Consider the following 23,464-nt stretch of genomic DNA (forward strand, 5'->3'; position numbering starts at 1 on the left):
CAAGGAGACGACGATGTCTACAACGATAACGGCGACAGAAGACAAAAAGATAGAACTCAGTGAATATGAACAAGAACGGGTACCCAAACACAAGTTGCTTGGATGGCGACACTTTCTGGGAACCTACTCAGGCGAACACGTAGCTGGTACCGAATTTGTTATTGGTGCAGCCTTTGTTGCATGGGGAGCGAGCACCTTTGACATTCTAATGGGTTTGCTCGTGGGTAACCTCATGGCAGTACTTACTTGGGCGCTCATTACCGCACCAATTGCGACACAATCTCGTCTGACCGTATATGAATACCTCAGAAGAATTGCAGGTCCCGGCTTCAACAAAGTTTATAACGTGGTAAATGCTGTACTGTTCTGCGCTTTGGGGGGAGCGATGATTACCGTCTCAGCCTCCGCCGTACGTATATTGTTTAACATACCAGCACAAACCCATTGGTATCCCGATAGTGGCGCCTTTGTTGCTGTTGCTTTGGCCGTTGGTGCTATCGTTGTTGCTATTGCCGTGCTTGGTTTTAAGAAGTGCGCGCAATTTGCGACGGTATGTTCGCCTTGGCTATTGGTCATCTTCGTGACTGGCGGCATGGTATCTCTTCCTGCACTTAGCTATTTCGGAAATGGGGAAACGTTCACCGGCTTTGGTCAATTCATATCATTAGCAGATCAATACATCTGGACTGGACAGACCCCGGATGGTTCACCTTCATTAACCTTCTGGCAAATTGCTGCCTTTGCTTGGGTATGTAACCTCGCTATGCATGGCTCATTAGGTGATATGGCTCTTCTCCGCTTTGCCAAGAGTGCGAAGTACGGTTATTTCTCTGCCTTTGGCATGTTCTTTGGCCATTACGTTGCTTGGATTTGTGCTGGCATCATGGGCGCTGGTGCAATGCTGTTACTCGATACCAACATGTCTAACTTAGATGCAGGCGGAATCGCCCATGCCGCGCTTGGGGCAACAGGTATTGTTGCGGTAATCATCGCGGGCTGGACAACATCAAACCCTACGATTTATCGTGCTGGTCTTGCAATTCAAAGTATCTTCCCGAACAAATCGCGTGCCTATATCACGACCATTGTTGGTGTAGTCACTGTCATTATTGCTTGTTTTCCTTTTGTCTTTACCCGACTTTTGGATTTTGTAGGCTACATGGGCCTTCTTCTCGCACCCGTAGGCGCAATCATTGTTTCAGAGCACTGGGTGTTTAAGAAAATTGGTCTCACTCCACTTTGGTCAAAATACCAAGGTAACGACCTCAACAAAGCGGCGTTAATGACATGGGCAATCGGTGTGGTATTTGCGGTCACTTGTGAACGACTCGGTATCCTACACTTGTTCTTCTTATTTGTGCCAACCTACTTGCTGTCTATGGCTGTTTATATTGGCCTAGCAAAATCAATGGGAGCAGCTGAAGACTACAGCGAGCAAGAAGCTCAATATCATGACGAACTCAAACGAGAGGATGAACGTCATGCTATCGAAGCCAAACAAGAAGAGCAGCAAGAAGACACCATTAAACAAGCAAATACATTAGAAAAAATTACCGGGATGATAGCATTAACCTCCTTGGCAGCAATCTTCATCTCAGCATTTAAAGTATGGGGAGCCGGAGGTGATTACCAAGACGCATTCCAAGCATTTAAAGACTTCGCGATTTACCCAACAATCATTTACTTCATCGCTGCAACAACATGGATCAGTCAGCGTGATAAATAACGGAGAGTAAAATCGTGAGTAATTTCATTCGTAAAGCCTTTGTCATGCAACTCAATGAAGGCAGCAAAGAAGAATACACAAGACGGCATGATGAAATCTGGGCTGAACTCGTTGATGTGCTAAAAACTCATGGTAGTCATCACTACTCCATCTTTTTCCATGAAAAAACACATCAACTTTTTGGATATGTGGAAATTGAAGATGAAGCAAAATGGGAGGCCGTTGCGAGTACTGAGGCATGCCAAAGGTGGTGGGCATTTATGCAAGATATTATGGCAACCAACCCTGATAACTCCCCCCAGGCAATTAACCTTGAACAGGTGTTTTATCTAGAATAATTGTAGATAGTTAATTTAAAGTCATACAGTTGAAAGCCAAGCTCAACCTTTAATGAGCTTGGCTTTTTTTGTTACCACAGATACCGATAACCTTCAGTTCCCCTACTTTTTCTCTCACAAAAAACGGGGTCTAAAAGTTTGAATCATCGCAAGAGTTCCTTGGAATAAATGCAGCTCAAACACGTTTTCACGCCATTTCTTTAAGTTAATGACAGCCAAAAAACAGTGTAATACCGATAAAGAACGAGAGGTATTAATCATTATGAATAAAGCTGTGATTGCAATCGACCTAGGGGCGTCAAGTGGCCGTGTCATGGTTGGGTATCTCAACAACGGAAAATTAGCCTTAGAAGAATTCCATCGGTTTCAAAACCAACAAGTGATGCATGGAAATGAGTCCTGTTGGGATCTCTACTCAATCCTGGAAGAGATCAAAATCGGCATCAATAAAGTTATCACGTCAGGCACCAAAGTGATCTCTTTAGGAATCGATACATGGGGCGTTGATTTTGTTTTGCTCGATAAGTTTGGCCAGCATCTAGGGGAATTTGTCAGTTATCGCGATGCTCGCACCGAAGGTGTATTAGACCGATTGATTGATAGCACCCAACTTTCACGCGAAGAAATCTATAAACAAACGGGTATTCAATTTCTACCCTTCAATACTCTATATCAACTGCGCGCAATTGCTGATCAGCAACCTTTATGGTTTAACCGTATTGATACCCTGCTATTTATCCCTGACTACTTAAACTACAAGCTGACAGGGGTTAAGCACTGCGAATACACCAACGCTTCCACCAGTCAGTTGCTGGATTGCAAGGATAAAGCCTGGAATGAACAACTCATTGATGCATGTGGCGCTAAATTAGAGTGGCTGTTACCGCCACAAATGCCAAATCGGATCATTGGAAAGTATAAAGTAGATGGTATCGACATCCCTGTTTGCTCTGTGGCCAGTCATGACACCGCTTCTGCAGTTACAGCCACGCCTTTAGCCAACGAAAACATGGCATACCTGAGCTCAGGAACATGGTCATTGCTTGGTATTGAAAGTGAGCGTCCATTTACTGGAGACATTGCATACCGCTTTAATTTGACCAATGAAGGCGGTGTAGACGGACGCTATCGTGTATTAAAAAACATTATGGGGCTATGGCTTATCCAGAGAGTAAAAGCCGAAAACCCTGAGCTGAGCTTTGCTGATATCGCCAATCTTGCGCGCCAAGTTGAACCGTTCAAGTACTTAATGAACCCAAACGATAACGACTTTTTAAACCCATCATCGATGACTGAAGCGGTGAAGTGCTGGTTCAAAAAGCACAATCAAGCAGGTCCCGATACCTTGGCTGAAGTGTTCCGTTGTATCTATGACAGCCTCGCCCTTGCCTATAGCGAAGTCATTACACAACTTACAGAAGTCACCGGACGAACTATCACTGAATTACGCATTGTAGGTGGCGGAACTCAAGATCAATTCCTAAACCAACTGTGCGCTGATGTTTGCCAAATCAAAGTATCCACAGAGCCAACTGAAGCATCTGCTCTCGGTAACGTTGTGAATCAGTTTATTGCCTCTGACGTTATTACTTGCCTTGAAGAAGCCCGCCAAATCATAGATGCCTCTTCAAACGTCCACTATTTCACACCAAATCATGTTGAGGGGTTATCACTTGTGAAATCCCGTTTTCAAAAAATTACTAAATAGGGTCTGACAAAATGAACAAAGAACACATCACAACTGCATATCAGCATGCTAAAGGCGTATTTGCAGAGCTCGGCGTTGATACCGATAAAGCACTACAACAACTTAATGCTACTCCCATTTCAGTGCACTGCTGGCAGGGAGATGATGTCAAAGGGTTTGAATCTCCTGATGTAGCCCTAAGTGGGGGCATTCAGGCGACTGGAAATTACCCTGGGGCTGCGACGACACCAGATCAATTGCGAGCCGATATGGAAAAAGCATTCTCTCTTATTCCGGGGAAAAAGCGCGTTAACCTGCATGCAATCTATCTCGATAGCGATGAAAAAGTGGAACGCGATGAAATCAAGCCGGAGCACTTTACACGCTGGGTAGAATGGGCGAAGCAACAGGGTTTAGGGTTAGATTTCAACCCAACATTGTTTTCTCACCCAAAAGCTGATGATGGTTTGACATTATCGCACCCAGATGAAGACATCCGTAACTTTTGGATTAAGCATGTAAAAGCCAGCCGTAAAATCTCCGAGTACTTTGGCAGAGAGTTAGGTAGCCCCTCTTTTATGAACATTTGGATTCCGGATGGCATGAAAGATCAACCGGTTGATCGCTTGCTACCTCGCCAACGTCTTGCTGATTCATTAGATAAAGCGTTATCGGAAAAAATAGATCCAGCGTTTCACAAGGATGCAGTCGAGAGTAAGTTATTTGGAATTGGGGCTGAAGCTTATACCGTGGGAAGCAATGAGTTCTATTTGGCATATGCTGCAACACGAGGTACAGCCCTCTGCTTAGATGCAGGCCACTTCCATCCAACCGAAATGATTAGCGATAAAATTAGCGCTTGCTCTATATATGTTCAAGATCTCTTATTGCATGTAACACGACCTGTTCGTTGGGATTCAGATCACGTCGTTTCATTCGATGATGAAACTCAAGCCATCATGCGTGAAATAGTGCGTAACGACTTGCTGAACCGAGTAGCTATTGGCCTAGATTTCTTCGACGCTTCCATCAACCGAATTGCCGCATGGGTCATTGGCACTCGCAATGCACAAAAGGCGCTACTGAAAGCATTACTCGAACCAACAGCGAAATTAAAAGCTGCCGAGACAACTTTTGATTTCACCACACGCTTGGCCCTCACAGAAGAAAGTCATTCATTGCCATGGGCTGCCGTATGGGATTACTACTGCACGCAAAACCACGTGCCTGTAGGTTTCGACTGGATGCATGACGTTAAGGACTATGAAGCGACAGTCAATCAGGTGCGCTAACCCTAAAAGCATTCACAGAGGTAAAGATAGCCTTTGGCTAACTTTACCTCCTTCACGTGAGGCTATCGCACCCAACACCAACTGAATAAAAAGGTTTAACGCAAATGATTGAATTAGATGCAGCAGTCAAAAACGAAGTAGATAAAGTAACGGAAGTTTCACAATATTTATGGCAAAGAGAATGGGCAGAGCGTAATGGCGGGAATATCTCTATCGATTTAACAGATATCTACGGTAACGCCACCTCAAACTCACCAGTAAAACAATTACCATTCCAGTATCCATCAAGCTGTGCCAATCGCATTTACTATGTAAAAGGCACAGGGCAACGCATCCGGGAGCTTAGGAATGCTGATTACGCTGGCTGTATCCTAAAAATTAATAACCAGGCAAGCGGTTATCAGATTCTCTGGGGAGGAGCTGCATCCGACTCCTTTGCCCCGACATCTGAGTTTATTAGCCACGTTAAAATTTTGGAAGCCAAGCGCGCAGCAGGTTCTCATCACAAGACTGTTGTACATACTCATCCACTAGAGCTTATTGCCCTGTCTCATCATTCAGATATCTCAAAAAGTAGTGAGTTGTTTACATACGCATGTTGGCAAATGTTGCCGGAAGTAAGGGCCTTCGTACCCAAAGGAATTGGGATGATCCCATACTGCCTACCTTCATCCGAAGAACTAGCTGATAAAACAACAGAGTCCTTACTGGATCACGACGTCGCTATTTGGGAAAAACACGGAGCGGTTGCAGCTGGGGATGATGTTCTTCAAGCCTTTGATTATATTGATGTCGCAAACAAAGGTGCCAAGCTATATCTGATGTGTCTTGCTTCGGGTTTTCGACCTGAAGGTGTATCAAGGCAAGATATGGAAACGTTAAAACAAGAATTCGACTTGTGAGGTAAATATGTCAGTTTTTACACTCGCTTTTCCAAAGATAAACCTATCAGGAATAGGTGCTATTGAAGCGCTGACTAATCGCCTCGAGACGGAGCACAGTAATGAACCGGGGTTACTCATCTGCGATCCTGCGATGGTTGAACTTGGTTTTGCCAATAAGCTACTTGAAAGCTCACTCAACCTCACCTTGTTTAGCGATATTCGCCCTAACCCAGATACAAACACGGTCAACCAAGCACTAGATAGTTTTGTAACCAGCCAGGCGTCATACATTATCGGGTTAGGCGGAGGTAGTGCTATTGATACTGCCAAAGCTATTCGTATTTTGTCGGCAAACGAAGGTCCAATATCGAGGTTTAATGGTGTTGATACAGTAAACAAAATTAGTGTGCCACTGTATGCCATCAACACCACGGCGGGTACGGCTGCTGAAGTAACGAGTAACGCCGTGATCACTGATACTGCCACTCAGGTTAAACATGTCATTATTTCAGACAAAATCATCCCTGATATCTCAGTCAATGACCCAAGTGTAATGCTGGGTATTCCTAGCGATATCACTGCGGCGACAGGGATTGACGCATTAACTCATGCCATTGAGGCTTATGTTTCCGTCGGAGCGCATACTTTAACTGATTACGCCTCGTTAGAATCCATCAGACTCATTGCACAATATCTCCCAGCGGCTGTTGATAATGGTGAGGATATTGAAGCTCGACAGATGATGGCGTATGGGCAGTTCATTGCAGGTTTGTCATTTAATAGCGCTGGCCTTGGAATGGTTCATGCCATGGCTCATCCAGTCGGTGCACGCAAAGACTTACCTCATGGCGTTTGTAACGCGATATTATTACCTGTTGTCTGTGAGTTTAACCGCCCTTATCGGGTTGAAAAGTTTGCTAAAGTCGCTCACGTAATGGGCGTTGATACCTCAAAAATGAGTGAAGAAGAGGCAAGTCTTGCGGCGATAGAGGCAATAAAGGCTCTCTGTAAGCGAGTAAGAATACCTAAGGGGTTCGCTGAATTAGGCGTTAAAGAAAGCGATATTCTGGAGTGGGTCTCAGACGCAATGAATGATCCATGCGCAGCAGGAAACCCACAGCCCATGACTACACAGCAAGTTATTCAATTGTACCAACAGTCACTCTAATTGAATGGCTGCTTCCATTGCAATCATACCAACGGCCTGTTTTTATCAGGCCGTTGATTGTTGGCAAATACCGAAAAGTTCAACCTACCAGTTCCCTCTGCCAAGATATTTAATTGGAGTTCATTTGAACGAATCAATCCACAATAAACACCCCGTTGTTGAACAGCTCATTGATGATTTCATTCGAGGTCGATCCTGTCCCTAGTCCCAACGCCGTTGCATCGATGTTTTCTACTGCGATGTTCTGTTGGGCAGTATCGCTAACCGCGACCGATAGATTCACGGTTTCGTCAACATCGATGCCGGCCGTTATGTTGTTGAGCAGGCGATCCAGATCGTCTTCACCGTTATCCGGCAGGATTTCTGCTATATCGAGCTGATCCAAGTTAATTTCAAAGTCTTTCACCGTATCGGTAAACGGCGTTCCGGAGGTTGATACATCCGCCGCTTGCCAGGTAAAGACATCGGATGCACCGTCACCGGCGCCGTTGAGGTTGCCCCCCCAAAGCTCATCATTCCCAGCACCACCAAGCAGTTCATCGCTGCCGCCCGCTCCTACCAAGATGTCATCGGCCAAACCACCAAACAAGCGCTCATCGGCATCACTGCCCACGACAAGGTTCTCGGCGTCATTATCTCCAGTCCCGACTTCATTGCCGGTATTGGCGAGATCATCTATGCGGACCCCAATCAACAATTCGGTAGACTCGGCTTCACTGCCATCGATTTCCTGCGAGATGCCAACCAAGGTCAAGCTGTTTGCTCCTTCAGGGAGATCGGCCACAAAGATATTATCAAGCTCGCTGCTTGCTACCCGCCAACTACCATCACCATTATCAGTGCCAATTTCCGCCCCGGAACTGTCGACTAACCTGCCTGCACCGAGGTTACGGACTTCCAAGAAAGTCGCTTCATCTGCATCGACGGGGATCACCACCAGCCCGAGTAATGGCACGAGGGTGCCAAGTGTTGCCCGCGTATCTGATAATTGGGGAACGGTTAAATCCAATGTTGGCGGTTCTGGCTTAGGGGTCACAGTGACATTGATAGTCGTTGTTGCCTGCTGCGCTCCCCCCGTACCGACGTTGCCGTTATCGTTGGCAACCACGGTGATCACATCATCGCCTTTGAAATCTGGGTTAGCTAAATAAGTGATCCCAGACACCAAGGCAGTATTGATATCGGCAAGGCTGCCTTCCAAAGTAACGGCGGCACTGCCGTTGTCGGTGATAGTGACTCCTGTGGTTTCAACTGCAGTGATCCCCCCATTGTTCGCGGTGAGGGTGACTGTCATCACCCCGGTGCTACCTACCTCGTTAAAATCAACATCAGTAACACTCAAGCCATTGATCACTAAAGGTGAGTCTTCCTCTACATTCTGGTCTTCAATGTCAGTCAGTTCCGGAGCATCGTTAACAGGGTTGACTGTGATCGGCACTGTATCGGTATCTTGCAGCGGGCCACCTGTACCGGTATTGCCCTGATCATCGGTGATCATTTGTAGACTATCATCACCATTGAAATCAGCGTTAGGCTGGTAATTAATGCCTGAAGATAGCAAAGTGTTGATGTCGGTTATTGACCCTTCCAGTACCAGTGTCTGACTGCCATCTCCTGTAATGGCTAAGCTGCCTGTCGGCGAACCTGCAGGAATCGACAACACACCGTTTCCGACATTGAGGGAAACAGTCATGGTTCCTTCGCTCACTTCATCTACGTCAACATCGGTCACTTGTAGGCTGTCAATTAACAACACGTTATCTTCATCGACCTCAAGCGAGTCCGGTATTTGGTTGACTGGCGCATCGTTTACCGCCTCGATATCGAGGTTTATCGTCACGAGCTGGGCAATATCGTCCGTTGCCACATCGGTTTGATCGACCGCCCGAATCTCCAGATCGAGCTGACCATTCCAATTATCACTATTGGCATCACCAGGAATAAACACCAAGCGATCCAAGTCCGAACTATCAACTGTAACTAGCCACACACCGCTGCCCTGATCGGTTACTGTTCCCGAAACGCCATCTGGAAGGGCAATCTGACTCGAGTCGGGCACATTACTGACCTGAATTTGCAGGGTTTCTGGTGGGTTTTCAACGACGTTAGTGCCAGTTCCTGTATAGCTATCGCTGTCATCAAACGCTTCGATATTGAGTACAAGGTCGATATTATCGTCCTCGGTACCTTCTGCCGCTGGGGTAACGTCGATATCTACCCTGTCAGCAATCGGGTTGACGACCACAGTAAAGGTTGCAGTATTATCGACCGGTAAATCCAAGCTGTCTTCCTTGGAGAAAACCACAATCCCCAGCTCGACCGAGCCACTGAAATCCTTGGGTGGGATCAAACCAAGGCTGGATAAATCGAAAGTATCGCTACCCGGAGGGACGGCGACACTCCATTCCCCACCACCATTATTGTCAGCACCGCTAATGATGAAACCTTCAGGCACATTGACAATTTTTAGCGACAAAATCGACTCAGAGCCATCTATATCGACGACGTTACCGCTTATCCCGGCAAAACTTATCGCGCCACTATCCTCGTCGCCCACTACCGGCGTATCGATACCGATAAAATTGACTTCATCATTGACGGCAATCACCTCGAAAACGATGCTGCCATCAAAATTGGCGGTATCGGTTTGGATCGCCGCCCCTGTAGTTTCATCGTATTCTGCGGTATCGACAATCGTCACTGCGACATCGAGCGATACATCACCACTGAAGTCCTGTGGAGGAACATAACGGATAGCACTTAACTCACTACTATCAGTGATTGTCAGGCTGGTGACCTGCTCGCCCGCAGCATTGAGCAAAAAGCCTCCCGAGGTGCCCACGCTGATCACCGCTTGTTCGATGGTTTCAAGACCTTCCAGCGTTGTAGTACTAATATCGGCCACCGTAGCCGAGACATCCAAAATAATAGTGCCATCCTCATAAGCAATATCAGGATAGATAACTTCAGGCTCACCCTCTTCAATAGGTTGGCGGTCGGCATCCAGACCTTGGGTTTCCACTACCGAGACGCCAAGTTCTGGTACTCGTTCGTTGTCTCCGGTCCGATCCGGGACATCGACAACTGGGTCAATACGCACCGGAATTGTATCGATCACCTCGTTGAAATCACCACTTTCGGTATCGGTATTGACGTATTTCACACTAAGCATGAAGTCACCGGCAAAGTCCTGAGGAAGGTTCAGCGTAATGCCAGACAAATCGACGCTGCCATCGGCTTGGACAGGAACTTTAATCACATATTCACCGGTGACAAAGTTAAAGTCCATACCTGAGATAGTGGCCCCGTTTGGCAGGGTGGCAGCGCTGATCACCAAGGAAAGCTCATCATCTCCCTGATTCTCTCCCACCGTACTGAGGCTGACAATCTGATTGAGGAATGTACCTAAAGTTACCGCCGTATCTTCTTCGCCGGTCACGATAATACTGTCATCAATCAAAATATCTGCGGCAAACTGGTCATTGAGGGTATTCCCCTGAAAATCAATCGTCAGGGTGCTGTTGACAATCTCGATTGCACTGGGGTTTACATCATCACTCTGATCCTGGACCTGTGCCGCGATAGCGATATCCACTGTGCCGATAAAATCAGCCGGTGCGAGGATCTGGATATCTTCTAGACTGCCTTGAGGCACTGTCCAACTACCATCACCGTTATTTATACCGCCAATGACCACAAAATCAGCTTCGGGAGCAGGAAAAGTGATCACAATAGACAGGATGATCTCGTCACTGCTGGGATCGAGATCTTCAAAGACGATCTGACCATCTGAACCATCACCACCGCCGAGATCCAAGCTACCGTCAATAGACACAATTGTATCGACAAAGTCTGTAGTGCCAGTCGGGATAACCCCTATCTCGGCATCCGGTTCTACCACGGCCTGAATGATGACGTTCAAGGTACCATTGACTACTTGGACATCCGTCGCCGGGGAGTCGACATCCACTTCGGTGACAGTCACCTCGGTTGAAATGGCCGTCGCACCCGTGAGGTTCAAATCTGAATCCTCCGGCGCCAATAGTTGCAGTTGCGCCCCATTGAGGAGTTGGGTGAGTTGTGCCTCTGTTAACGTCACTGAACCGGTTGCATCAACCGTCAGAATGGTAATCGTACCGCCGTCATTGATTTGCAAACCGTATCCGGGCTGGATATTGTTCACTACCAAGCCGGTTATCTGTTCTTTGCTATCGGTCAGTTCCGGCTGCCAATCAAGATTGACCGGCTGGTCTTCCAGCCCATTGCTCTGGCGAGTGTAATCCTCGGCATCGACGACAGGTTCGATATGGATAACTAACTGGAATTCAAACTCACCCTGGTCGCCGTCATTTTCAGTCACCACGATATTGGCATCGAGCACGATATCTTCTGTGCTATTTTCCGGAGGGCGAATACTGATTGCGACGGGTTGGTCAGGATTACCAATATCTTCGCCCGTTAGCTTCACCTCGTAGCGAGGGAGACCTTCATCATCAAACCCGACAAACACCAAGGTTTGCTCGTTACCTTCGGCATCAAAGATTCGCGTACCCTCAGGAATGTTGGATACCACAAAGGTCAGGGTTTCGGATTCATCCAGAGGCGCATTGGCAATTTCCCCCGATACCAAACTGAAATCCAGCACCGCGTCAGTATCTTCATCAATCGTGGTTTCAATGCCAGGCACTTCGCTACCGACAATCTCTGTCCAGTTACTGCCGCCTAACTCAAATTCAGGTTCATCGACCACACCGGTGAGGGCCACTTCAATGAACTGTTCTGGCGTGACCAAGACATCCTCGACAGTCTCTACCGTTCCGTCTTCAAGGGTAATATCGACGACATCTTTCACTACCCCTTCTACTTTGATTTGAAAGTCGACATTACTTTCCGGTACGGGGATCAGCACAACCTGATCCAGCTCTTCATAAAGGATTTCATAAACGCCATCGGCATCGGGCGTCAATATGCTGCTATTTTGTGAAAGCTGCGCCCCGTCAGGCAGTTCAGATATTCGCACAAACAAAGTTTCAACCCCGAAGTCATCATCGAGATCATCCAACTCGGTCAGCTCGATAAGCGGAGCCAAGGCTATGGGCTCATCCTCAAGGGATTCAACCCTGCTCACTTTTAACTGGGCATCATCGGCAACGGGCAACACATTGATCAGGATTTCTTCGGTAATTTGCGCGGTTTCAGCTCCCGGTACAAAGTGGCCTAATTCAGAACTTTGCGCAGTGATGTTCAAACGGATGTCACCGCTGAAGTTATCAATAGGGTCAATTTCTACGGTATCCGCCGCCGTCACCGGCACTTCGAATATCCCCGGCTCAACCTCGGTGATCCCCTCCCCGATTATCTGGGCTTCGCCTTCAGTGATGGTGATGAAATAGGTCAGGGTTTCTGAGCCATCGGTATCTTGCAGCAACGCCTGGAATGACTCGCTGAGGCTAATATTGTCACTGTCTTCCTCACCGTCGCCATAATAGAACACAGTGCTATCTGCGAAGGCCGGTTCATCTGCAATACCCAGTACACTGATAGATAATGTGCCGTCCTGAAGCGGTTGGTTTACCCCATCATTTGTCACGACCTCGGCGGTCACGGTAAAGTCCAGCAGGTTATTTGGCTCGAACAAGGTCGAATAGTCAGGCTCCGGCACAAAGGTCACACCCTGCAACTCAAACACCCCATCACCGTCGGGATCGACAAATGCATCAGAGTCTATTAGCACCTGCCCACCTGCGGGTACTATTTCAACACCACCCAGGAAAAACTGGCCGTGGGGATCAGCTGGCAGAATAATAAATACCTCTCCGATCTGCTCCCCGCGATCCGCATCGCCGATATCAATCGACATATTGATCGGGATCCCCGTCGTTGGATCACCCAATGATTCATCTGGGTTACGCCCCTGATCTTCGACACCTTCAGAGGGCTGGACTACCAACGTAGGTTCTTCATCGGTAATAGTGATCGTCAACGTGCTTTGGCTGAGATCGTTATCGCCGTCGAGCACTTCGAAGTCTACATTGGCTACGATTGGCTCGGCGCCGTGATCAAGGTCAGACAGGGAGTTAAACAACACCTGCCCCTCGGCGCTTATCAGCAACTGCCCTAGCAGTTGTCCATCTTGGTTAACATCAAAACTGAAGAAGCCCTGTGCATCCGGCGTCCCCGTCAACTCCTGACGAACACCTTCAATAATGACGGCAGTCACCTCGGCATCATCTGCCCCTTCTTCCGGGACCGTCAGTACATCCAAGGTTTCGGTTGACCCCCCTTCCTCAATCGGCCCGAAAGCAGCATCTTGGGTCTGCGGAATATCGTCTTCAATCGTGACTTCAAACGTTACGGCAGAGCTCGCATCGCCATCTTGGTCGATCGCAGTTGCCGAGAACTCAATCGTCAGCTCTGTATCATTGTCCGGCTGAATGTGGTCCAGTGCACCTAGCAAGGTGAAGGTGTAGTTATCATCAGCTGCCGTGCCCGTTGCGTTAAACGCCAATATAAAGATCACCAGACCGTTAACTTGGCCCTCATAGGTATTGTTTGTGGCGTTGAATACCAAGGTAACCTGCTGCCCACCTGCGGTCAGACTACCGGCATTGGCGGTATTGAAACCTTCAACATCGACCTCATAATTTACGATTTCATCCGAGCCTGAATCAAAGGTGATAGTGCCCGTCGCAACCTGCCCATCTCCATCAGGAGTTGAGCCGGGATGAAAATCTCCCCCCTCATCGATATCACTTTCCAAAACCGTAACCGAAGCGATGGTTTCAAGATCCGGATCGTTGCCGTCAGTTATAGTGGTGGTAATAAGTGCAGGGGCCTCAAGGAAGTCACCATCGGTATCTTGGAGCTGAATTGGTAGGTCAAAAGCTATGGTATCGTCTTGCTGGCGTACCAAGCCGGTATTATCTGTACCATTATGATCAAGTGGCTTGAGTTGGCTTACAGTTGTGGTGATATCAACCTGTTCACCATCGGCATTTTGTACTGCTGTGATCACCGCTGTCAGTACGGCCTCTCCTCCCGCAGTCAATGTCAGAGTTCCGGTTGTAGCATCCCATAGCGCTGTAACAGGCAGACCTCCAGCAGTAATGTCTGTCTCCAACTCGGCCAATAATGTAGCGAACTGGATAGGATCAATATCAACAGTATCCGGATCCAACCTATCAACTCCGGCAGCAACCGTGATCACTATATCGCCTGATACCGGATAGCCTTGTTCACCTTGATCCGGAGTCAGATCCCCTTCAGTAAATGCAATTTGCGCCGTGTTGCTACCAGCAGGATCGGTGCCGTCTTCAATCGTCACCGTGATAGAACCTTGCGCTATATCATTATCTCGGTCTGTTACTTCAACAGCCAATTGCAATGTAGCGAGATCTGAATCATCAATTTGGTCTAATGGCTGCAACTGAGTGACACTGTAACCCCCATTTATATCAATCGATATCTCTAGCACCACAATATTCGGATCATCGGCCCTAACAAGCGTAATTTGATTACCCGCTACGGTTGTTGTCAGCGCAAATCCATTGCTTGTCAGCGTATCTAAAGAAGGTTGTGTGGTAGAAAAAAGGACAGAGATAACATCGTCACTACCTTGAATGACCTCAATGTTCCCTGTGCCCGACGACAGGCCATCTTCACCTTCGTTGAGGGCCAAACCAGAGTCATCACCAAAGGCTGGAGCATTACCATCCTCGATATTGAGAGTGACCACTCCGGTATTGGTATCAACGTCATCATCAGTAACCAGCACATTGAGTGGCAATGAGATTGTATCACCGGCAAGGTGATCAAGGTTGTTGTTGAGGGTCAGGGTATAATCGCCGGCCGGGGTAATCACCACAGTGAACACATTGACCGTTGTACCGTTGACCTCGATAAAGGCATTGAGGGTGTTGCCATCCACAACTTCAAACTGTACCGGGAGGCCATCACTAAACAGGTTGGCTAAAGCTGGCTGGTCAGCAGCGAAGTCAATCGATGCCACTTCATCGCTGCCTACATCAACCCCGATTTGCCCCGGTGTAGGCGCGTTAAGATCTGCCGTTTCGTTGACCGTGATACTACTGCCTTCAGCCAGCTCCGGTATTGGCCCATCGGTTATCGATGCTGTGGCACTTACCAAAGTAGTCAGGTTGTCACCATCGGCATCCGTCGCCTGCAAGGGTAGATTTACCACTATCAGCTCACCGCTGACCGATACAAACCCGTCGCTATTACCATTGATATTGTGGTCCAGCGGCGCCGACTGAGTCACCGTCATGGTCAAATCGACATCTTGGCCATTGGTGGACTGTACAGGGGTAAATACTATGGTAAGAACCGCTGTGCCATCATCCAAAACACCTGTTAACGTATTGGTTGCCGTTTCGTAGCTGAAAGTCAGTGTCTCGCCACCGCCAGAAGTCAGCTCACTATTAAGCTCTGCGATAATTGCCGCAAGTTGATCAGGGTCGATCTGGACCGATTCGGGCACTAGACGATCAGAACCAGCACTGATCACTTCCAGTTGCTGCTCGGTGATCGGATACTCACTCGGGGCTTGGTTGGGTGGAGCGAGATCCGGCTCAATGAAGTCTACTTCAATTGTCCCGCCACCTGCTGGGCTATCACCATCGGTAATAGTAATGGCGATTTGGCCCGGGGCCTGATCATCGTCGTTGTCTGTTATTACCACATCAAGTGGCACCACCAAACTATCACTACCAGTATGATCGAGTGTGCCGCTAAGCGTAGCCTCGAACTCGCCATTGATATTGATAGTCACCAGCAAAATGGTATTGCCCAGCGAGTCTTCCAAGCGAACTTCACTACCGGCAGGCGTTCCGCCAACGACCAAGCTGACCGGATTACCATCGCTGGTAAAATCTAACGTGGGCTGGGTATCGGCAAAGAGCAAAGAGGCAATATCATCACTACCAATATCAATGCCTATCGTGCCGCTAACCGATTGATTAGCATCATCTGTTTCATCTAGGCTAACACCCGCCCCATCATCCAATGCAGGAAACTCGCCGTCCGTTATTGTTACTGAAGCACTAGCAGGCTGAGCAAGATTGTCACCATCGGTATCTGTCGCCATAAGAGGTAGAGTCAACACGATTTCTTCACCACTACTAGCGATGTAGGGAGAGTTCAGAGTGCTATCTAGGTGGTCAAGCGGTTGAAGCTGGGTAGTGATTATAGATACAGCTAGATCGTCTCCGTTTCCTGCTTGTACACTGCTGATTGCTACCGTAAGAACCAAGCTACCATCCGGCAGGCGGGCCTCGAGCAGCCCGCTATCTTCATCATATGTCACAGTCAATGCTTCGCCTGCAGAAGCAAGCACCGCTTGTAAATCAGCAATCACATCATCGCGCTGGTCTGGGTCCAGAGATACCGAACCGGGATCAAGACGGTCGGCCCCGGCGATAATGTTCAATGTTGCCTCAATGCTTTGCGGGTAGTTGTTCGGCTCTAGATCAGGTTCCACCATTGCAACTGCAACTTCTTCCCCCCCAGCAGGGTCGGAGCCATCATTGAGCGTAAGGACAATCTGGCTATCATCAGTATCACCGTCGTCATCCGTTGCCCTTACATCGACCGTGAGAACAAGCTGATTGCTATCAATGGGTTGATCAAAGGCATCACTTTGCTCGAGGCTGTAAGACCCATCATCGGCGATGGTAACAGTCAAAATCGCTTCATCTTGGCTGTTACTAATCACCAACTGGTTTTGAGTGATCTGGTAGCTAACAGGCGATCCATTGCTAGTAAAACCTGCGATCAAAGCCGCCAAGTCGGCACTATCGACAAACACGATACTGGCAATCGCATCACTACCCACATCCAGTTCAATGGAACCCACCGCCATACTCACCTGACCTGCAGGCGTATTGTCAGGATCACTAATCGCAGCACCGGAATCAGTACCAAAAGCAGGAATATCACCATCAACTATGGTGGTGGTTAAAGTCGCCGGGGTATCGAGGAAATCACCGTCAGTGTCATTGGCCTGGATTGGCACGGTCACGACAATCTGCTCACCATCAACCGAGACGAACCCCTCGCTGTTACCAGTAGAAAGGTGATCTAGCGGTAGCAATTGGATCAAATCGGCGGTAATGGTGATCCCCAGACCATCGGGGCTTTGTACTGAAGTCAGGGTTAAGGTAACAACGATCTCGCCATCAGGCCTTACGCCAGTCAGGACATCGGTGGCATCATCATAACTAAAGCTGAGCGCTTCACCTCCAGAGCTCAACTCTTGTTCTAATTCATTGATAAAATCGGCGAGCACTAACTCATCAATAGTAACGGTATCTGGGTCCAGACGGTCGACACCCGGCGTGAGCTCAATAGTATCTTGTCCGCTTTGAGGATAGTTATTGGGCTGTAAGTCGGGTTCGACAAAGGTGATCTCTCCCGTCTCCCCTCCGGGAGGGCTATTGCCATCAATACTAATCAGCACCACAATGCCATCGGTACTGTCGCCATCAAAATCAGTCGCCGTGACAGCGAGTTGCAAAACCAACTCGGCCCTGTTGAGTTCATCGAATGGCTGCATCTGATTAACAACATAGGTGCCATCCGTATTGATGGAAATTGTCAGCACTATCTCGCCGCGACTGTCTACCATTTCCAGTTGGTTGCCGTTGACCGTTACGGTCGTCTCAAACCCATTACTGGTTATCCCTTCCAAGTCTGGCTGCTGCGTATCAAATACTAGGGTGCTAATTTCGTCACTGCCCACATCCAAAGGAACCACGCCCTCAAGATCAACACCTAAAGAGTCAGCCTCATCGATAACCGTTCCGCTATCGCTAGCAAACAACGGGTCTTCACCGTCAACAATGGCAGAGTTTACTAGTAAAGGATTATCAAGCGGGTTGCCGGCCAAATCGGTGCCTTGTATTGGCAAAGCGACCACAAGGACATCATCGACATTGGTAACAAGTCCGCCACTGCCATTATCAGGGATATGGTCAACCGGTCGTTCGAGCAAGGTGGTGACAGTTACAGTGACATCCCGGCCACCCGTTTCAGCAGAAATCTGGAAAGTCACCACGGTATTGCCATTGCTCACGCCAACAATGGAGTTGCTGGCGGGATCAAAACTAAAAACGACAGGCTGCCCGCTGGAAGTGACTTCGGCATTAAGCTCTGCCAACAGTTGTGCCAATTGGTTGGGATCAAATGTGAAGGAGTCTGGGTCCAACGGCAGTGAGCCAGCACTTACTATGATTTGCGTAGAGGACTCTGAAGGGTAGCTATTCGGCGCAAAATCCGCCTCGGTCAGCTGCATCTCACCGGTTTCGCCTCCCGATGCGGCAAAAAGTGGCGGAGTTTCATCCTCAGCATCAGACTCACCTCGCTCGAAACGGGTATCAAATCCAGCTTCAGCCAAGGTTGAATCACCATTGTAATCAATAACGACGAAACCGCCGTTTGCAGAATCATCACTGGCCCCACCGCTCCCTGCAGGAGAACCAGCCGCAGGTGGAGCTAGGATATCGGTAGGGTCAGCACCCGCAAGGATTTGCTCCTGTATTGCTGTTAACTCTTGCTCGCTAAGACCTAACTGGGCAAGTGAAGCCTGATCTGGGATTTGTCCCAATGGCTGCACAGTGAACCCTGCAGGGAAAATGGCTAAGTTACTGTCTGCCCCGCCGGCAGGTGCAATCAGCACGCAGGTCGGGCATGGCCAATCAACCAGTACCGGCTCGCCATTTTGCATGACCACATATTGCGCATCACTATCGGCAACCACCATCTGCCCTGAAACAAGCCGAGCGCTTTCTGAGGCACCTATCGGCTGGGTACGACCATCCGGTTCGACGACCAGCACCTCCCCCTGATTCACCGTCACGTCAATAGCATCTTGGCCTTGTGAGACATTTCCACTGCTAGTTGCTGCTTGATTTGAAGATGAGCCCGTCGACGATGATTCAGCCATACACACTACTCTTGACTGGTGGGAGATTTCCCTACAAGTCTAGTCTCGGATTCGAGCCAGCTTTCACAAACCCTAAACGGTTCTCAGGTTTTAGAATTCCCAAACTCGCAACGGCAAGCTCGCAAGCTGTGCTCTATGCTTTTCCCATTACGCGCCTGTTGATAACCAATAATATTAAATACAGGCAAATCATTGTTTTCGTTACCAATATACGGATTTTGGTTGGCTAACGTGTCTTTCGGTACGAGGTTAAGTACGAAGGCATGACAAGTAAGAAACAGCTGGTAAAACAACAGCATCTCGATTACGTGAGAGATAGCCACTATGCCGAGTTGCTAGAGGCATCGGGTCGCTCGCGTCTGTTGCTATGGGTTGTGGTGCTCTTTTTTACCGCCGCTGTAATTTGGGCAGCTTTTGCCCCCATCGAGCAAGTCACCCGAGGGGAAGGAAAAGTGATCCCTTCCTCACAGCGGCAAATCATCCAAAACCTGGAAGGTGGGATTATTGAAGCGATTTTGGTTCGCGAAGGCGAACAAGTCAGCACAGGGCAACCCCTAATCCAACTTGATGACACCCGCTTTAAAGCCGATTTCGAAGAAAAGAACCAAGATCTACTTGGTATCAAGGCTGACAGTATCCGGCTCACGGCCCTGCTTGGCAGCATCAAAACAGCATCACCGGACAAATCACCCAGCAAGCTGTGGCGCCAGTCGGTAACCATCGTCCCTGCCGAGCTGACTTTCCCCGAGGATTTCCACCAGCAAAATGCCGCCTTGGTAAAAAGGCAGCAGAACGAATTCCGTGACCAGCTCGCCAGTCTGGACAACCAACTCACCCTGATAGCCCAGCAAATTCAACAAAAAAGCCGGGAGTTAGAAGAAGCAAGGGCCAGACTGAAAAACCAGAAGCAGAGCTATTATCTGGCTAGTGAAGAATACCGGATCACAAAGCCACTGGCTGATGAGGGGGTGGTACCAAAGGTCGAGTTGTTGAAACTGCAGCGTCAGGTCAACGAGACCCGCAGGGAGATGACATCCACCGAACTCCAGATACCCGCGATGAAGGCCGGCTTGAACGAGGCGATTTTTAAACGGCTCGATGTTGCCCTCAACTTCCGGTCGGATATCCAATCGCAGCTTAACCAGACCTCAGACAAACTCGATGCCTTGAGCCAATCGCACTTAGGCCTGCAGGATAAAGTCGTTCGAACCCTGGTCACTTCCCCCGTCACTGGTACGGTGCAAAAAATCCATATCACCACCCTTGGCGGTGTGATCCAGCCCGGTATGGATCTTATCGAAGTGGTGCCCAGCGAAGACAGCCTACTCGTCGAGGCACAAATTTCGCCAAAGGATATCGGCTTCCTCAGGCCGGGGCTAACTGCCGTAGTTAAATTTACTGCCTATGACTTTACCCAGTATGGCGGCCTCACCGGCACACTCGAGCATATCAGTGCCGATACGCTGCTCGACGAAGAGGGCCACAGCTATTACCAAATACGTATCCGGACAGATAAAACCGCCATCACCGACGCTGCTGGTAAACAACTGCCTATTATTCCGGGGATGAACGCTGTCGCCGATATCGTTACCGGCGAGAAAACCGTTTTGCAATACCTACTCAATCCAGTTCTGAAAGCACAGCAGACAGCACTGAGAGAGTGATTTCTTTGGGATTATTTATTCATAACTGATGGGCGCTTTCTCAATGAAAAAGATGCGAAAACAAACAAAGCAGGCGTCGTTGAAGCTCAGCATCCAACTTGGGTTGATCGCTGCCCTGCTCCATACCCCTTTGGCTATTGGTCAATCGTTGGAACAGGCTGTCGCCGAAACCCTTGCAACCAACCCCGAGATCAAGCGGGCCTATAATGAATTCATGAGCCGTAACCAAGCGACCCGCTCCTCGGTTGGCGATTACCTTCCGTCGGTCGATGTCGAGGCCAGTGCCGGTTACGAAGACTACGACAATACCACCAACAGCACCGGTGACTATGAACCCCTTGATGCCACTATCAGCCTACGCCAACTGATATGGGATGGTTCCATCACCTACCATGATATCCAGCGCAACAAGGCTGAAGCCGAAGCCCAACGCTACCAGTTATTGGCTGACGCACAAGACAAGGCCCTGCGAGTCACTGAAATTTACCTCGATACCCTCGAAGCACAAGAGGTACTGGCGCTGTCTCAAACCAACTTTTCCGTCCACCAGCGAATTTTTACCGATATCAAAAAGCGTACTGACTCCGGCATTGGTTCTACCGCTGACTTGGCCCAGATTGAAGGACGGCTTGCTCGCTCTCGCTCCAATCTGATTGCTGCCGAGAACAACTTACAAGATAAAATCACAGAATTCTTTCGCGAGGTCGGCAACAGTCCTGTAAACCTCGAGAAACCGGAGGTCGACCAGAACTACATTCCCACCTCGCTGGACAACGCGCTGAACAAAGCCAAAGACAACAACCCCGTATTGTTCGTCGCCCAGAACGATATCGATGCCGCCAATTACCAGTACAAGCAGGCCAAAGGTAATTTCTACCCAACATTCTCTATCGAAGCCAGCCAAGAATGGGGCGAGGACTTGGATGGTACACCCGGCCATACCGACGAATTCAAGGCCATGCTCAAAATGGAATATAACCTCTACAACGGGGGCTCTGATCTCGCCGAAAGTCGCCGAGCCGCTTATCAGTTCAGCCAGTCAAAGGATGTCAGAGACCGTGCCCACCGCTTGCTGGAGGAGAGTACCCGGCTGGCATGGAGCGGAATGGAACTGGCCCTCAACCAAACCCAGTACCTGCAAAAGCACGTTGATGCGTCAGCCCGCACCGTTATTGCCTATGAAAAGCAATTCAAAATTGGCAAACGTACCTTGCTCGATGTGCTTAATACCGAAAACGAACTTTTCGAGGCAAGGAAGGCATACCTTGACGCCCATTATGCCGGCATCCTTGCCAAGTACCGGGTGTTGAACGCGACCGGGCAATTGCTGGAAGAAATGCGGGTTGATGTACCTAATCAATGGTCAGAATCAGTACGCTAGGGGGAGCCATGACACGACTGGGGTTGAAACTGCGATTAGGGTTCATACTTGTCTGGCTCGGAGCGGCTAGTATTTTAACCGGCTGCTCAACAGAAGCCGAAGCCCCACCGATTGCAGAGCAGTCACGGGATCTAATGGATGACGATGGCGACGGGGTGATCAACGCCCGTGACAAATGCCCGGGCACCCCACACGCCGCCATTGTCGACAATGATGGCTGCCCGACGTTCGTCGAGCGTTCCGAGTCCAATGACCTGCACATCTTGTTTGCCAATGACTCTACCGTCATTCCCGACAACTTTTTGTCCCAAATAAAGCGAATGGCTGATTTCCTTGCCAGTTATCCAGAGGCAAGGATCGAACTAAAAGGCTACGCCAGTCCTGTCGGGGCATCGGAATATAACCTCGGACTCTCCCAGCGTAGGGCCAAAGTCGTCCGACAGCAACTCATTGATTACGGGGTCAGCCCCAACCGAATAAAAACACTGGGGTTTGGCGATAGTGAGCCGGTTGCGGCAAGTACTAGGGAGCAATCCAATGCATTGAGCCGTCGGGTCACAGCCAGAGTGCGGGGAGAAAGGGGCAATGTACTGGAAGAGTGGACCATTTTCTCGCTACGTGCCGATTAAGCGCCAATGATGTGGGCGGTTCGGTTTGCACTGTTATCAGCTCTGCTGTGCTGTAGTGGGTTACACAATGCCATTGCCCAAGCGGAGCTATCATCGGCATCGTCACTACAACTCAGCGACGAGGAGCAAGCAATAGTACGTCGTATAGAGCAAGCCTATACCAAGCAAGCTGCTATGCGGGTAACAGCCTGGCGACAATTGCTCAAGGCATCGAGGCAACAAGAGGAACTAGAACAACTCAAGCTGGTTAATGATTTTTTCAATCAGCTGAAGTTTCTTGATGATATCGAGATTTGGGGGCGGGAAGATTACTGGGCGACCCCGTTGGAATTTCTCGGGGCCGGCGGCGGTGACTGCGAAGAATTCAGTATCGCCAAGTATCTCTCGCTGAGGGAGCTGGGAGTAGATGATAAAAAGCTGCGGCTTATCTATGTCAAAGCCCTAACTCTCAACCAATTCCATATGGTATTGGCCTATTACCCGACACCCAGTGCCGTCCCGTTGTTGCTGGACAACCTGACAGCAGACATTTTGCAGGCCAGCCAGCGCCCTGATTTACAGCCTATCTATAGCTTCAACGGTAGCAAGCTGTGGCTGATGAAACAGCAGGGGCAAGGCCAGCTTGTCGGTGACGCCAGCCGGATCAAGCACTGGCAATCCCTACAGCAACGGGTTTTGCACCAACAGTTTGCCAAACCCACCCGTTGGCTCGACAAAGAATAGGAGGCAAAATAGC

General features: G+C 49.0%; 11 protein-coding genes. 10 read left to right on the forward strand and 1 reads right to left on the reverse strand.

Annotation, left to right across the window (positions count from 1 at the left end; genetic code table 11):
* The first annotated feature begins 13 nt into the window (after positions 1 to 13).
* The 6 genes from C9J01_RS20165 (at position 14) to C9J01_RS20190 (ending at position 7,095) form a co-directional block, all read left to right on the forward strand.
* Positions 14 to 1,726, forward strand: coding sequence for a purine-cytosine permease family protein (locus C9J01_RS20165; protein ID WP_107299939.1), 1,713 nt, complete (start codon positions 14 to 16; stop codon positions 1,724 to 1,726).
* A 14-nt stretch (positions 1,727 to 1,740) separates the two neighbouring features.
* Complete coding sequence (gene rhaM, locus C9J01_RS20170; RefSeq protein ID WP_237157024.1) at positions 1,741 to 2,064, forward strand: L-rhamnose mutarotase; 324 nt, start codon at positions 1,741 to 1,743, stop codon at positions 2,062 to 2,064.
* A gap of 262 nt (positions 2,065 to 2,326) precedes the next feature.
* Complete coding sequence (rhaB, locus tag C9J01_RS20175) at positions 2,327 to 3,772, forward strand: rhamnulokinase (protein WP_107299962.1); 1,446 nt, start codon at positions 2,327 to 2,329, stop codon at positions 3,770 to 3,772.
* An 11-nt stretch (positions 3,773 to 3,783) separates the two neighbouring features.
* On the forward strand, positions 3,784 to 5,043 hold the full coding sequence (gene rhaA / locus C9J01_RS20180; RefSeq protein WP_107299940.1) for an L-rhamnose isomerase: 1,260 nt from the start codon (positions 3,784 to 3,786) through the stop codon (positions 5,041 to 5,043).
* 104 nt (positions 5,044 to 5,147) lie between these two features.
* Entirely contained in the window at positions 5,148 to 5,945 is a 798-nt protein-coding gene (gene rhaD, locus C9J01_RS20185) for a rhamnulose-1-phosphate aldolase (RefSeq protein WP_107299941.1), read from the forward strand.
* Positions 5,946 to 5,952: 7 nt separating this feature from the next.
* Complete coding sequence (locus C9J01_RS20190; protein WP_107299942.1) at positions 5,953 to 7,095, forward strand: iron-containing alcohol dehydrogenase; 1,143 nt, start codon at positions 5,953 to 5,955, stop codon at positions 7,093 to 7,095.
* 133 nt (positions 7,096 to 7,228) lie between these two features.
* On the opposite strand, the gene C9J01_RS20195 is transcribed toward C9J01_RS20190, so the two are convergent.
* The gene (locus tag C9J01_RS20195; RefSeq protein WP_107299943.1) at positions 7,229 to 19,054 is read right to left on the reverse strand and encodes a retention module-containing protein; all 11,826 of its coding nucleotides are present in this window, start codon (positions 19,052 to 19,054) and stop codon (positions 7,229 to 7,231) included.
* A 263-nt stretch (positions 19,055 to 19,317) separates the two neighbouring features.
* Here C9J01_RS20195 and C9J01_RS20200 point away from each other — a divergent pair, with 263 nt between their 5' ends.
* Genes C9J01_RS20200 through C9J01_RS20215 form a run of 4 tightly spaced genes read left to right on the forward strand, consistent with a single transcriptional unit; the run spans position 19,318 to position 23,451 of the window.
* Complete coding sequence (locus tag C9J01_RS20200; protein WP_107299944.1) at positions 19,318 to 20,718, forward strand: HlyD family type I secretion periplasmic adaptor subunit; 1,401 nt, start codon at positions 19,318 to 19,320, stop codon at positions 20,716 to 20,718.
* Between the two features lie 52 nt (positions 20,719 to 20,770).
* On the forward strand, positions 20,771 to 22,099 hold the full coding sequence (locus C9J01_RS20205; protein WP_107299945.1) for a TolC family outer membrane protein: 1,329 nt from the start codon (positions 20,771 to 20,773) through the stop codon (positions 22,097 to 22,099).
* An 8-nt stretch (positions 22,100 to 22,107) separates the two neighbouring features.
* Positions 22,108 to 22,728, forward strand: coding sequence for an OmpA family protein (locus tag C9J01_RS20210; RefSeq protein WP_107299946.1), 621 nt, complete (start codon positions 22,108 to 22,110; stop codon positions 22,726 to 22,728).
* Positions 22,729 to 22,734: 6 nt separating this feature from the next.
* Positions 22,735 to 23,451 (forward strand): transglutaminase-like cysteine peptidase, encoded by a 717-nt coding sequence (locus C9J01_RS20215; protein WP_419687443.1) that lies wholly within the window; start codon positions 22,735 to 22,737, stop codon positions 23,449 to 23,451.
* Positions 23,452 to 23,464: the final 13 nt, after the last annotated feature.

It is taken from the genome of Photobacterium rosenbergii (genome assembly GCF_003026455.1).
Taxonomy (GTDB): Bacteria; Pseudomonadota; Gammaproteobacteria; order Enterobacterales; family Vibrionaceae; genus Photobacterium; species Photobacterium rosenbergii.